Below are 13,658 nucleotides of genomic sequence, written 5' to 3' on the forward strand. Positions count from 1 at the left end.
GTAAGTACTCCTCAGACCTTCAAATTGGCTTGGATCAGGTTGTCGAATGCGCTTCCGTCACGTCGGGTCAAGTTAGGTACGTAGCGCGAGTAGACGCGGAACAACATCTCGGTAGTTGTGTGGCCCATCTGCCGGGCGATCCATTCCGGGTTTTCGCCTGCAGCCAGCCAAAGGGTCGCAGCCGTATGGCGGGTCTGGTAAGGGCGTCGCTGGCGCAGTCCCAGATGACGCAGCAGCGGAAACCAAACCCTGTTGTTGATGTTGCGGTACGAAAAAGGCGTACCTTCCCGAGAACAGAAGACAAACTGACCACTGCCCGTCTTCTTCTGCTGATCGAGCAGGGCCTTGTACACCGGACCAGACATGTCGATTTCGCGTTGCGAGCCATCATTCTTCGTGTAGTCGAGCCGGCCACCAACCCAAGTTTCGCGGATAAGGATTTGCCGCCTCTGAAAGTCGACGAATTTCCACTGCAGGCCGTCAACTTCTCCCGTGCGCATCCCAGTGAAGAAGCGCACCGTGTAGTAGTTGCGGAAATCCTCGCGCACGGCACCGAGAATCTGCAGCACTTCATCCAGAGTGAACGGCTCCACATCGGTCTTGGGAACCTTCAGCGATTTGATGTTGAGGTACGGTGAAGTAAACTCGAACCGGTCAGCCGCCTCACTAAGGATCATGCGCAATGGCGTCATGATGTGGTTGATTCGCGTCGCTGACAGAGCCTGCCCCTTCAGCCCGGGAACTTTGCCGAGTGCCGAGCGGAAGGACAGGATTTCTGCCTTGGTGATGGCACTGACTTCTTGTCTGCCGAATGTTGGTAGCAGGTATTTATCAAGGGTCTGACGTACCGTCGTCGTATGTGTGTCGCGCCACTCCACACGCTTTTCGTCGAACCAGCGTTCGGCGAAGTCCCTGAACGGTGGAGTCTTCAGTATCGCGCAGCCAGCCTGCAGTCTTGCGAACTCCTGAACCTTACTGCTTTGCGGAAAGTAAGTGGCATAGTCGAAGCTTCCCAGCGTGATTTCTGCCTCAATGCGCTCAAGGATTTTCTCCAGCTTTTTTCGGTTAGCTGGCGTATCAGGCAGCGTGGTCTGCTCACGGCAGCGCTTGTCCAGATAAGTGAAGTCGAAGAACAACTTTTCGTTGTCGGCACGGGCACGAATCTTACCCATGGCAAATGCCTCCGCCGGCCATAGGTATCAAACTGGAAGTGCGAGAATGCTTCTGCATGTCCTTTTCGATGGCCTCCCAAATGAACAGGATCTTTCGACCACCAAACGGGCGGAAGTAATGGATGCCTTCGAGCAGTACCGAGTCCTTCAGGCGGTTACGGATGGTGCGCACGTCGTACTTCATACGCGTGGCCAGCTCCTCGGTGGTCAGATAGGTGTGAGACATAGCAATGCCCTCTCTGCTAAATTGAACGACAGCGGATTCTTATGAGCTCTTGAGGCCTCATAATGATCTCCTGCAGATCAATATAACGCTCATTTTGAGCTTTGCAAGGACAAAATGATCCTCTGTAGATCATTTTTGGAGATTTAGATGGTCAAGTGCCATTTGTCTCGCTTACTGGGCGAGCGGAAACTGAAGATCAGTGACGTGGTCAGGGACACGGGGATCAACCGCGGAACCCTCACGCGGCTCTATCACGAGACCGCGCAGAGGGTGGAGCTCAAGGACCTGGAAATAATCTGCCAGTACCTGAACTGCCAGGTGGGAGATTTGCTGGAATTGCAGGATGATCCGGAGGGCTGAATGCCCTCCGGGACTTGGTCAGGCACGGAAATGCCAGTCGATGGAGGCCATCAGCATCAGGTAGCGCAAGGCGGCGCCGGAGTGATGGTTCTGCTCCTGAGCAGTGGGCTTGGCACCTGGCAAACGCAGCATCACTCGAATGCCTATGTGACTGTTCTGGCTGCTTCGATTCTCCGGGACTTGTTCAATGATCCTCAAACGAGGTTTTCCCAGAACCGTGCGCCAACGACTTTTGGTTTGCCTGGGCGTGCGTTCATCGTAAATGATGAACTCAATATCAGCCCAAGGGACGCCCAGCTCAGATAACAGCCACAGGTACTCACGAGCACTCTGATCATCCCTACCGGGGTAGAAGCGCAGTGTCGTCTCGCTCGCCCAGCAGCGTTCCACGAAATCGTCCAGCACTCGACCAGCTTTGGCTTTATGCCGGCTGCTTAGCAGGCGATAGAGCTGATCCGCATAGGCCACCACCCCGGCCAGACCTCCGTGTTTAGGGGGTCTTGGGACAAGCTCAATTCTATGATCTGAGTCAGAAATTGCTGGGCTCTGCAGGCGATGCTTGCCGAGGTGGCTAATGTACCTCGCCCGTTCCAACATGGCTGATCGATCAGCCTCGGTAAACTCAACCCAGTCCATGTTGACCGACTGCCCCGATGCCTCCGCGTATGCCTCATAGGAGAGCATGGATGAGATTTCATTCATTCTCGTCAGTGCCCATCCACCCTCACTCGTCTGATGGGAAATCAGCGGACGCTTAATTTTTCCTTGGTTGCTGCGCCTATAGACCCGCATGCGGCCGATGATTCTCCGCATGTGCCGAATCTCTGCAGGCAGGCCAGGTGCAGGTAGGTCGTCCGGCTTGTTTGGCAAACTGACCTGGGCAATTTTCGCGATGACATGGCCAGGCGGCCAAAGTGCAGGATTCCACTGCCAGCACAGCGCTGATAACCATGGCATACAATGGATGTAGTGGAGCAGGGATGTTTTGGGACTCGCATGCCCTAGAATAGCACTGGTGATGTGGACCACGCGTCGAGTGGCGGACTTCGGTGAGTGAAGAAAGGCCCGGTTGAACCGTTCTGTGTCCAGCAGCCATTTCATGGTTTGCGGATGCTCACCGAACAGTAATCCAGTCTCCTGAGCAGCACCGAATGCTGACGCGGCTAACTTGAACGTCAACCACGTCGCGGCGGAATGTCTCAGGTGGTGATAGTGCATGTCGCTGCACCCAGTGACACGGCGTAGTGCGTCATGAATAGCCGGCATCAATGTCGACTCAGATACCCATCGAGTCTGGAATTCCGGGATACAGAACAAGAATTCCGAATATGGGCTCTTCATCTCTTCGTCATCGCGCAGCTGGGCCAGGCGCTCAATGAGTTGCAACTCATCTGGCTCAAGCAACACGTGAAGTGGCAGCGTCCGTGTCGCGTTGCGTGTTTTTAACGCACGCTGGGCATGTGGTCGAATAAGCAAGTTGATCGCTCGCTCAAGAACAGTAAATCGCTCAGGCGATAGCCGCTTGAGGTTCTGATGTCGACGCCTTACTGCAGCGGCTCGCGCATCAGGCAGCGAAGGCAATTGCAGGTCTCTGCGCAGCAATTTCAGCGCCTCATTGCGGCGCAATCCCAGACGAAATCCGAAGATCATCATGGCTTGAGCAACGATGGCGAGACGTGGTGAGCGCAGGCTCAAAGGGCCTGTGGCTAAGTCCCGGAGGACCAGACGATATTGGTCCTCATTGAGGATCTGAGCATCGACGAACTGAGGTGTTTTCCCAATGCCCAGCGTGCTATAGGGGCTGATTGGCGGATACGCAAAAGTTTTCTGCAGGTGACCATGAAACTCCAACAATCCCTTGGCGAGATTCCTCCTCATAGACGAGGTGGGCTGAGCCTCTAGCATCAGCTCATAGAGCTCCTCAAGCGCATCCGGCGAAACTTCCAAGATCGAGTCGGCACAGAGCAGATTGTCCAAACCTACACCGACATCCCGAACATAGTTGGCAACTGTTTTGGGCTGTAACATGTTGCCGTAAAACGAGCGGCCGTGAAGCAGGAGTGCCGCCCAGCCATTGATCAAAGCTTCGAGCGTCTGAGGTGGAGGTATATTATCGACTGGTGAAATTTGCCGCTTGCGGACTTTTCGGCACAATACAGTCAACCATTCGGGAACATTTTGTCGGGGTCTGCGAAACCGGTGCTTTTTCCGTTTCTGCTTCTCTTCGCTACTTGGTACCGGTGCATTCCTGTTCAAATGCTGCCAAGAGTCCGACAAAACAGAATGCGACACAAAGTTTGATCTTGTAGCATAATTTATTGACAACTGTGGCAACTGTGTTTGACGCTTGATACGCAGCAACTCAAACATTCGCTCTAGAGAGGCTGGCTGGTTATCAGGGCAAACTTTTCCTGTGGCCAGCGCCGCTTGAATACACTTTAACTTCCCGTCCTTTCGAGCCAAGTAAGACCGGTTCTCGGTTAAATCTGCAGCGCAGCGCGACAGAAGCGAGAGTGTTATTGGGTCTGGAAACCACTGCCGGTTCTCAGCCTCAGGTTGACCTCGGATTGAGAGTTGCAACCGGAACTCTGGTATTCCGGATATCCAAATGACCTGCCCAGGATCAAGCTGAGTCAGCGCGTTCAGTTGGGGAATGTCCATCAGAGCGCCATAATAGGCAGCACTCAGTAGCAGCAGCCCAATCCGCGCATGGGGTGTGAGTTCATCTAGATCACGCCTGATGGCGCGCCCCATCGAATCAACCAAGTCTTGACTGGCCGACAGATTCTCTGAGTTGTACAGGTCTGGGTTAATCGGATTAGGGCGGCGCTGCGTTTCGATCGCTATTCGAGCCAGCGGCAAGCTCGGATTAAAACGCTGTGCCCGACGCGTCACATCTAGCAGTGTGTTGCGCAATGTCGAGCTTTCGAGCTGATTCTCGAGATTTTGCATCTCCTTGATGGGAAAGCTACGCAGCGAACGTTGTCCGCAGAGCCATTCACCAATGCTGTTGCCGGAGTTTTGGCAGCGCTCCCGGAGTGTTATCAGATATTCGCTTTTCCACTCTGGATCATGTTTATCCGGGCTCCAGACAACAGACAGCATTTCATCCGAAAGTCGTGAGCTATTCATGCATCAGCCTCCACAACCAGGTGGCTGTTGCGAACCGTCCAACCGAGCTCCCGCATGAGTGACAACAAGCAGGTATGAAGGCCCTGGACATAGGTACGCGGACAAAAGCTCGAGTAAATATCTTGTGGCTCTTCGCCACTCAGCCAATGGCCCATCAGAGCCGACAGTGTCTCAGGCGGACATCCGCGCTCGGCGAGCTCAGTTCTCAAGAACTTACGGAAGCCATTTACTGCATGAGGTGTGAAACCCTCAATTTGGCGCATTACAGCTTTGATATGGAGCGGCCGAATTTCCTCGTAGCAAAGACAACCATCATCGGTTAAGCGCAGGAAAAATCCGTTGGTAGGAGCCGGTGCATGTAACTCGAGTTGTGCGGTAATTGCTCTGCAGTGAACCTTATAGGCTTTTAACTGTCGTTTTAGCAGGTCAGTCAACACTACTAGGCGGCTCATATGCCCATCATCTGAGCCTTTGTCCCCCAGTGCGCCGTGTCCCCCAGGCGATATAAATTCGTCTTCCTGCTTCAACGGGTCGCGAATAGCTCGACATCCGGTCGCCATAAAGAACATTTGAACCGTCCACAGCGAAAAGCAGTTATGCCAATGGACAAGCTGCTGAAGATTTTTTCGAGGGCGTTTACGCAGCACTACCAGCAACGCCTCGAGATTAGCCTTTACCGTATCCAGTCTAAGGCAATTTCGGGCACCAACAGCCGCCTCCGGAACGGAGGGCATTGGGGCACTCGGCGCCTCCAGCCCCACGGTGGCATAAACCCCATTTAAAACCTTCTGAACCGACTGGTGATAAAGGCCTCGTAAATAGTTAATGCTGTACTGGCTGTAATACAGTGGTGTGTTGGCCGATAGACAAGGCATCCCCGATAGCATGGTGGCTGCAACCACATCGTGAGAGTCTGTGATGATTTGGCGATGTAGGTAGGAGCGCACTTTGTGCATCGTGTAGCGAGGATCTTCGCCCCCAAGCTCGCTCAACAAAGTGCGGATTTCACGTTCTAGGTCTTTGATCTTGCAGGTGATAACGGCAGAACCATTCACCGGCGACAGGTCCCTGACTGCCATAACTAGCGCAGCTGCCCCAACCATGTCCGGTACCGATATTGTTGGCTGAGATGCTCGAACGGCCTTTCGAGGCAAGTGCTCTTCCGCTGCATAGTCCGGTGTAGGTGCAAAAAATCTGAACTCCGCCGGCCCTGCCTCATCAGCCAGAACCAACTCCAGCACCGAGCTCGGGCGCGCATTGCGCTCAGTTATCCGTAGTTTTTTGCAGTCCTCAAGTGAACGACCGAACCAGAGCATGAGATGAAGTACCAGCAGTGCCTCCAAGCGCCTCCGATTCTTTATCTGCTCTTGGGCAGGAGCATTACGAATTCGCTCCCGACAGAGCAAAAATTCATCAGTGACACCGAATAGTAGGTTTGCTAGTTCATACTGCGTGAGCAGGTTGTAGCCAAACGGTAAAAACTGCCGACTGCGAGCAATATGAGCGAGCATACCCTCATGGCTGAGCAATTCAGCTACATATGGCCTGACCTCACCTCTTGTATCGATCAAACATATTTCACGTGCAGCAGTTCTTTCGCCAGGCGGCAGTGCTTCATCTAAATTATCGTCTAGCGGTTGAGACGCCACAAAAGTTATATATCCAGGGAGCAAATCTGGGTCGTCTGGATCCTCGAGCGGGAACTCGGTGGCACCCTGGCTAATTAGTACGCCTAGGCCTGCGCTATTTGAGCCGCCATGCTGACGATGGCCACCACCACCGTGACGTTCCGGCGGTTCCTCACCACCGAGGTAGCGGACGAGACGAACTATTGGCGGGTAGTACTCCGCTAGGTAATCGATTGAACTGCCGGCGTCGAATTGGCGGCAACCCTGCGCAAATACAGCAGAGCTGGACCATATATTAAGATCATCTGGTATAGACAGTATCTGCAGTGCGCAGAGTGCTCGGAGTTCAAGGTAAGCGCTGTATCTCTGACCGCGCAGTCCCAGATCATCTGCCCGTTGCTGATAGGCTACAAGAAGCTGACCAATGAGACGGTAGTAATCCAGCTGGCTTTCTGAATCCGCAGGCTCATGCCACAGCGTCGCGTAGGGGAAGGCGTGATCCTGTACGCCCTTACCGATGACCGGATTGCGCGTACGCCGCTCATCTCCCTGGTAAAACATGGGGCCCAAAGTCGCAATAAAATCAGGATTGTTTCGGATTGAAATAATCCAGCAGCACTCGTCCCGCCAGGCTCTGAGATCGCGCGCACCTAGGCTGAGCTCTGGCGCTACGTCCATGGCATCAAGCGCATTCACAAACCCCTGCATGACTCGCGGGAAATCAATTAGCTGCGAATGAACATCCAGAAACCTCAGCATCTCCGCTATCACACCAACATCACGCCCAGCATCTGCAGCCAACGCTAGCAGCTGTGCATGCCGTGAGTCAGGGCTGATGTGTGGCTGATCTCCACTCGCCGAATGATTGAATGTATTTTGCATCTTCTGGGCTCTCTCTATTTGGACTAATACCTGGTAGTGGGAGAGCAAAGGGCACGGTTTTTGGGGTAGAGCTGCGCTTCAGGTAAATTTAATTTTTTTGAGTTGTTCAAAATTCCGCGCATGCGCGGAAAAATCGTCATGTCTCTAACGCGGCGCTACGAGACAGATCTGCTGGCCCACATCGATCGTGACCGGCCTGTTGAGGTCAGTCAGAGTCATAGGATCCGCTCATACAAAAACCTCGCATGCGCGGCTTTTGTGTTAGTCGCAATGGTCCAGGTTGCTGCGCTCCGACTGCCCGGCCGGATGGCCGTGGAACAGGTGGCCAGATGAGAGTGGAATGCCTGGCCAGATGAGAGCGGACTGGGTGGCCGGATGGCGTGGAATCCGCAGTCCAGGTGCGTCAGTCAATACCTTGCTATGCAACTTGGTAATCTGCGACATTCGAAGTCGCACTCTGAATACGAGGCCACGCAAATCATTGCTTGGCCGTCTCGACGACGATTTCGCCAATCAAATAACACTCTTGGGTTCTGCCCCGAAAACACCGAGCTGTCACTTGATCTGATTGTGCAACTGGACCAGCGGAGCCATAGCTTGAGTATTCGCATGAAAACCGTCAGGCGTTCGCATCGGCCGCCGCCATTCCGCCGCACGCAAAACCGACAGGCTTTCGCATAGTCCGCCGCTAGGGTCCTGGGCCCTTTGGCCTTTGCCTTGCTCTACCCAGTAAGCGGACAGCGCCAATCAGGCGTTCAGAGCGAATTCTATAATCGCTCTATAATCGACTATAAAAACCTATAAAGCCCATCTTAGAGCGGCTCAAGCCACCTCTGTCACCGGCAGAGTGAAGAGCAATCGGGCTCGTTGCTGGCGCTTACCATCCAATACCTGCAATGCATAGAAGGTCGGCAATCGACGAGCTGCTTGTGCTTCGGACTGTGCGCGTACTTCATCAGCTAGCAGACTCAGCAGGCGGGACCTTGTTAGGTAGTCGTAGTTTTCCAATGCAATACGCTTCCCTGGAAGCACTACCAGGCTGAACACCCTAGAGACGTAAATTTTGAAGATCTGCTCTGCGATAGTACGTTCTTCGAACATCGGGCCCAACATAAGCAGCACTCTAAAAACCACTTGAGCGCAATCCGACACCGCCAGCAGGTTTCCTTGCTCATGATGGAGACGGAGCATAATTGTGAGAGCGGTAAGGCTATCCAGGCTTGCACGCCGCTCCAAAGGCTCCAAGGTGTGGCGCCCCCAGCCCATCGACACCTCTCCGTTTGATAACGCAAAGCGCTGAATCTCAGGATCAAGTTGGCGGACCCAATGGCACGCTGAGGTTTTGATCGGCTTTGACGTCCGAAAGACCTGCCAAAGCGGATGATCCAGGTTACGCGCTGATCGCGGTACCTGCTGCTCAATTTGCTCTACTAGCCGGGTGGACGGTGTCCTCTCGCCTCTCTCATAAGCCAGAAACTTACCATTTTTGATGGGTTCGCCGCGGTCATCCACGCCGATGGTGTCGGGCGCAACTGCACGCTGAATTGCACGTGCCTCATGCTTTCCCAAACGTTCTGCCAAGCACTGAAACCAGAAGATCGTCCTTACGGCGTCGACCTCATCGTCTCGCCTTGGAGCGCGCGACTTTCGCGTCATCGTTGTCATAAAGGTGTGAGGGCGGCCAGAGATGATTGCTAATAAAATCAACTAGTTGGGCTTATTTTTATCCTTCGGGTTTTGCTGCCACGAGAGCAACTTTAACGGCGCAGACGTAGGTATGTAACTGCACTGCAAGTTAGTAGCATCCGGCGATATCTTTGCGTGACTGGTGCAAACCTCGCATGACTGAGCCCAATCTGGATGAACCACTCGCCACTGTGCTTGAGCGCGAGCTGACTGCACAACTGGGGCCGATGATGACAGGCGAAGCCCTTAGGGCTGCGCTGGGGTATTCCTCGCAAGAGGCATTTCGCCAGGCGTATGCGCGGAACCTAATTCCGATCCCGGTTTTTACGTTGGAGAGGCGGCGTGGAAAATTCGCGCTGACAAAGGATGTGGCTGCTTGGCTCGCATCGCAACGTGAGCGTGCCGTTGCCGAGTCAATCGCGAAAGGAGGTACACCATGATCTAGCCCTAATTTTGAGAGGGCAGAAAGAGAAAAGGGCCGATGAGTTACAGCTCATCAGCCCTTGTACAGCGCATTGGTTGGCACCAATCTGACGCTGAGTATCTTCCTCCCCTATACCCCTGTCAACAACGACCTTCCCTTGGTTGCTATCTGCTCGGCTGCCCGCCGAATGGCGGCCATGGGTACCGAAGCATGCTGTCTTCAAGGCTGCGTTCTATGGTTAATAGGAGGATCTACATGCGGAAAATCCGCGATGCTCTGGTGTATTCAATTGATCAACGGCTTCCTTCCCGCAAAGTTGGAAGAATCATCGGCATTCACCCTTCAACGGTTTGCAGTTACCTGAATCGCTACAGAGCGTCAGGACTCCCTTGGCCGTTACCGGAGGAGCTTGACGATGCCGCGTTGGAAAAGAAGCTCTTCCCTGGTGTAGTGGTTCAAGGCCAGGCCGACGACATCGATTTTGATTATGTCCATGCCGAGATGCGAAAGCGTGGCTCCTCGCTATCGGTACTTCACGCAGAGTGGGAGGAACATACCTCCATGGAGATCCCTATCTCCTACTCGCAGTACTGCAGGCGCTACAACGAATATGTGGCGTCACTACGCCTCTCGATGCGACGTACAGAGCTCTTTGGAGAGAACTGTTACGTCGACTACTCCGGCATGACCATCATTATCCATAACCGGGAAACTGGCGAAACGCGATCGGCACAGGTCTTTGTCGGTGTGCTGGGAGGCTCCATTTATACCTACTGCGAAGCGACCTGGTCACAGCGAATTCGCGACTGGATTAGTTCGCACGTCCGCATGTTTGAGTATTTCGGCGGCGTCTCGCGCATTCTGGTGCCTGACAATCTCAAAGCTGCCGTGACTAAGGCTCACCGTCATGAGCCGGAAATTAACCCAAGCTACGAGGCACTGTGCCGCCACTACGGCATCGCTCCGCTTCCTGCTCGATCAAAAAAGCCCAAAGATAAGGCACGAGCCGAAGGTGCAGTGAATCTGTCGCAGCGATGGATTCTGTTTTCTCTGCGCAAACGTACCTTCTACTCCCTTGAAGAGGCGAATCGCGAGATTCGCGAGTTGCTTAACAAACTCAACCACAAGCCGTTTCAAAAGCGGGTCGGCAGTCGGCATAGCCGGTGGTTGGAGCATGAGCTTCCTACTCTTCAACCACTTCCAGCTCAGCCCTACGAATTCGCTGAATGGGGCAAAGTTCGCGCGGGTACTGATTACCATGTTCGCATCGATGGGCACGCCTACAGCGTGCCATATCAACTCCGTGGGAAAGAGTTCGACTACCGCCTGACAGACACGGTGGTGGAGCTGATCTTCAATGGCCAATCGGAGGCCGTTCATCCTCGCAGCTTCGAGAAGGATCAAACGAGCACCCAGTCTTCGCATCAGCCACGCGAACATCGTGAAATGCAATGGGACCGGGATGAGGCTTTGGCTTGGGCATCTGCCATCGGGCCGAACACTACTGCGGTTCTGCAGGCCAAGCTCGAGGGGGTCAGCAGTGTGCTAATGGGTTATCGCGCAACGCAGACCATGAAGGCACTGCTCAAAGCCCATGGCCAAGTGCGCCTGGAGGAGGTCTGTGCCTACGCTGCTGCACACGGCATAACGAAGGGCACTGACCTGCGCAATGTGCTGGATAAGCGTCTCGATCGCCTTTTCGCCCAGGACCCCATCCCCCCTCAAGCGCTCGTGAGTGACCATCAAAATATTCGCGGAGCCGACTACTACAACAACTTGCTTTCCACCGACGTGGATGAGGCCTAGTCATGATGAACAATCCCACCATCGACAAGCTGCTCTCCCTGAAGCTGCCGGGCATGGCCGAAGAGTTTGAGCGGCAGCTCATGACACCTGGGGCGAACGACCTGCCGTTCGAGCTGCGAGTGAACAGCCTTACTGATCACGAAATCACTCTTCGCGCGCACAAGCATTTACAGGCGTTACTCAAGAAGGCCTGCCTGCCAATCTCAGCAGCCAGCGTTGAGGATGTGGACTATCGAGCGCAGCGTGGTTTGGATAAGGCCACATTTCTGACTTTGGCCGGGTTGGACTGGATCAGACACCAGCAGAACCTGGTTCTGACGGGGCCAACCGGCACAGGCAAAACGTGGCTTGCTTGCGCGCTTGCAAATGCCGCATGTCGTGCAGGGCTGTCCTGTCACTTCATTCGCATGTCAGCTCTGACCGAAATGCTGACGACGGCACGAGCGACAACCAATCTGGCGCAGAAATTGGCGCAGCTACATCGTTTCGACCTACTGATTCTGGACGATTGGGGCTTGGAGTCGTTCTCCCGCCATACGCAAAGCAACCTCCTTGAGTTGATAGACAAGCGTCTTGGAGCACGCTCTACGCTCATCACCAGCCAGGTACCGATGAACCTGTGGCATGACCTCTTCGATAACAAGACGATCGCCGATGCAGTGATGGATCGCGTGATTCACAACTCGCACCACATGCAGTTCGCTGGAGAGTCCCTGCGGAAGGTGAAGGGGCTTGTGACCAAGGCCCTGGAGAAGTCTTCCGTGTAACCAGAGCGCACGTCGGGCCAGATGGGCCAGGCGTGCGCTTCTTTAAACCGATCAGAGGCTGTTAGACAGGCAGGCCATGCTCCATTGAACGGATGACTTGGAGCACTGCCCGGCAGCCAGGCTCCGTAACAAGCAGATCTACCGGCCCTTCAGCTGCCAGCGCCAGATTAGGCGAGGTCAGCCATCGAAGGGCTCCATCAAGATTGCCGTCATAGAGATCCAGAAGAGCATCCAAAACCTCGACAAGGTGATAGAGGACCTCACTTGACCGTGGAGACATGACGGCCCGGCGAGATGATGCTCCGACCCACTTTGCGACCTGAGAGCATGGCAGGCCTAACTCATGTGCTAGATCTGCAGCCAGTTTTGTCGGGAGTCCATCCAGAGCAGCATGGTGCATCTGGTAATGCGTTGTTGGTAAACCCAACCGACGATGAAGTGCTCCGACTGTCATATCTCAGAGATCCCGCCTTGTGTGTCAGATAAGCTCCGCCATCCAGGCCGGGAGCAGGGATCTAGTTGATTGCAGAGCCCGCCATTCGCTAGCAGGCAGCAGTTTTTTCAGCTTCACCGCGGCCCCACGTGAGTGAGGTGGCCCCAACCAGGCCAGTGCTCGAACCGCCTGACCCGCGAAGGAGTCTCCGAGAGCAATCTGCCACTTCGGCGCATGCTTGATCACTATTTCGGTCTTACCCAAATACAGGATTCGCGACCGACCACCGGTGAGGAATATCTGCCGGACAGGCATCTGCCGCGTCAAGCCTAAGGCATTGGCCGACCATGCACCGTTGGCGACGATCACCTCTCGGGTTGCCACAGCCAGGGAACGGATCACCATCTCCGGCACAGGAGAACGCTTACCGAAGCGTGTGGTTACTGGCGCTACGTATAGACCGCGCGCCACTCGTAGCAAATGCCCATCCTTCGCTAGCCGGGAAAAAGCCTGGTTCACTGCACTGCGACTACCTAGGTGCAGAAGGTCTCGAGTCGACAGCAGACTCCCTTCAGGTAGACGCCCTACTCGCGTGAGTATTAGCTCAGCGAGACTGCTCATGGCGCGTGCAGTTAGGCAGCCGTGGAGCGGTAGATTTGAGCGCGTCCCACGTCGGCCGAGGGGATGTGATCTCTATCCGAGTAGATAATCCCTGACGCGGTCTTGAGGTCATAGCCCAATACCTTGTCATCGGTATCGAAGATGCGAACCAGCTCTGCAAGCGGTTCCATCTGCCATGCGCCGGTTCCATTCAGCCGTGCGGGAGTGATGACTTGAACATCCTCTACCTTGGCGTTGGCAGCTGTATCTTCCAGCATTTGTTCCAGCTCGGCCTCGGACGCAACAAGGTACATCGTTCTCCAGTTTGCTCGCCCCTTGCCGATGTTCAGGGTTACGCAGAACCAGGGACGATGCTGCTCGAGCTCAACAAAGCGCCACAGCTGGTAAGGCTCCCCAAATATTGGCGCGAGCGGGATTTCAGCATACCGGTGGGTGGTGAACATCGATGGCTTTCCACATTTAAGCTATATACAGCATAGCTCATTCGTCCTCGAAAAGGCTTCATCGTTCCTTTTGCGAGG

The 13,658-nt window shown here is 54.4% G+C and carries 12 protein-coding genes; 4 read left to right on the plus strand and 8 right to left on the minus strand.

Going from position 1 to position 13,658, the window contains the following annotated elements:
* Positions 1–11 precede the first annotated feature (11 nt).
* Both H3221_RS20420 and H3221_RS20425 read right to left on the minus strand, forming a co-directional pair.
* Positions 12–1,172, minus strand: coding sequence for an Arm DNA-binding domain-containing protein (locus tag H3221_RS20420; RefSeq protein WP_132911507.1), 1,161 nt, complete (start codon positions 1,170–1,172; stop codon positions 12–14).
* Positions 1,165–1,398 carry a hypothetical protein gene (locus tag H3221_RS20425; protein WP_003282466.1) on the minus strand — a complete coding sequence of 78 codons (234 nt, stop codon included), beginning with the start codon at positions 1,396–1,398 and terminating at the stop codon, positions 1,165–1,167. The genes H3221_RS20420 and H3221_RS20425 overlap by 8 nt, the downstream gene beginning before the upstream one ends.
* A gap of 147 nt (positions 1,399–1,545) precedes the next feature.
* On the opposite strand from H3221_RS20425, the gene H3221_RS20430 reads away from it, so the two are divergent.
* Positions 1,546–1,758 carry a helix-turn-helix domain-containing protein gene (locus tag H3221_RS20430; RefSeq protein ID WP_060852959.1) on the plus strand — a complete coding sequence of 71 codons (213 nt, stop codon included), beginning with the start codon at positions 1,546–1,548 and terminating at the stop codon, positions 1,756–1,758.
* A gap of 18 nt (positions 1,759–1,776) precedes the next feature.
* On the opposite strand, the gene H3221_RS20435 is transcribed toward H3221_RS20430, so the two are convergent.
* From H3221_RS20435 to H3221_RS20445, 3 genes are all read right to left on the minus strand, one after another.
* A complete protein-coding gene (locus tag H3221_RS20435; RefSeq protein ID WP_132911506.1) occupies positions 1,777–4,890 on the minus strand; it encodes a tyrosine-type recombinase/integrase in 3,114 nt (1,037 codons plus the stop codon).
* Positions 4,887–7,400 (minus strand): site-specific integrase, encoded by a 2,514-nt coding sequence (locus H3221_RS20440; protein ID WP_132911505.1) that lies wholly within the window; start codon positions 7,398–7,400, stop codon positions 4,887–4,889. Before H3221_RS20440 ends, H3221_RS20435 begins: the two co-directional genes overlap by 4 nt.
* A gap of 822 nt (positions 7,401–8,222) precedes the next feature.
* Positions 8,223–8,981 carry a hypothetical protein gene (locus H3221_RS20445; RefSeq protein ID WP_128651062.1) on the minus strand — a complete coding sequence of 253 codons (759 nt, stop codon included), beginning with the start codon at positions 8,979–8,981 and terminating at the stop codon, positions 8,223–8,225.
* A 260-nt stretch (positions 8,982–9,241) separates the two neighbouring features.
* Here H3221_RS20445 and H3221_RS20450 point away from each other — a divergent pair, with 260 nt between their 5' ends.
* The 3 genes from H3221_RS20450 (at position 9,242) to istB (ending at position 12,083) form a co-directional block, all read left to right on the plus strand.
* Positions 9,242–9,526 (plus strand): hypothetical protein, encoded by a 285-nt coding sequence (locus tag H3221_RS20450; RefSeq protein WP_078465120.1) that lies wholly within the window; start codon positions 9,242–9,244, stop codon positions 9,524–9,526.
* A 239-nt stretch (positions 9,527–9,765) separates the two neighbouring features.
* Positions 9,766–11,316 carry an IS21 family transposase gene (gene istA / locus H3221_RS20455; protein WP_166794600.1) on the plus strand — a complete coding sequence of 517 codons (1,551 nt, stop codon included), beginning with the start codon at positions 9,766–9,768 and terminating at the stop codon, positions 11,314–11,316.
* 2 nt (positions 11,317–11,318) lie between these two features.
* Complete coding sequence (istB, locus tag H3221_RS20460; RefSeq protein ID WP_031653264.1) at positions 11,319–12,083, plus strand: IS21-like element helper ATPase IstB; 765 nt, start codon at positions 11,319–11,321, stop codon at positions 12,081–12,083.
* A gap of 61 nt (positions 12,084–12,144) precedes the next feature.
* Here the strand turns inward: istB and H3221_RS25930 are convergent, their stop codons facing one another.
* The 3 genes from H3221_RS25930 to H3221_RS20475 are packed head-to-tail and all read right to left on the minus strand — an operon-like array spanning position 12,145 to position 13,580.
* Positions 12,145–12,537, minus strand: coding sequence for an antitoxin Xre/MbcA/ParS toxin-binding domain-containing protein (locus H3221_RS25930; protein WP_078465118.1), 393 nt, complete (start codon positions 12,535–12,537; stop codon positions 12,145–12,147).
* A 24-nt stretch (positions 12,538–12,561) separates the two neighbouring features.
* The gene (locus tag H3221_RS20470; protein ID WP_031653263.1) at positions 12,562–13,137 is read right to left on the minus strand and encodes a DUF6088 family protein; all 576 of its coding nucleotides are present in this window, start codon (positions 13,135–13,137) and stop codon (positions 12,562–12,564) included.
* An 11-nt stretch (positions 13,138–13,148) separates the two neighbouring features.
* Positions 13,149–13,580 carry a hypothetical protein gene (locus H3221_RS20475; RefSeq protein WP_172664633.1) on the minus strand — a complete coding sequence of 144 codons (432 nt, stop codon included), beginning with the start codon at positions 13,578–13,580 and terminating at the stop codon, positions 13,149–13,151.
* Positions 13,581–13,658: the final 78 nt, after the last annotated feature.

The sequence above is a fragment of the Pseudomonas chaetocerotis genome (assembly GCF_015712105.2).
Lineage (GTDB): Bacteria > Pseudomonadota > Gammaproteobacteria > Pseudomonadales > Pseudomonadaceae > Aquipseudomonas > Aquipseudomonas chaetocerotis.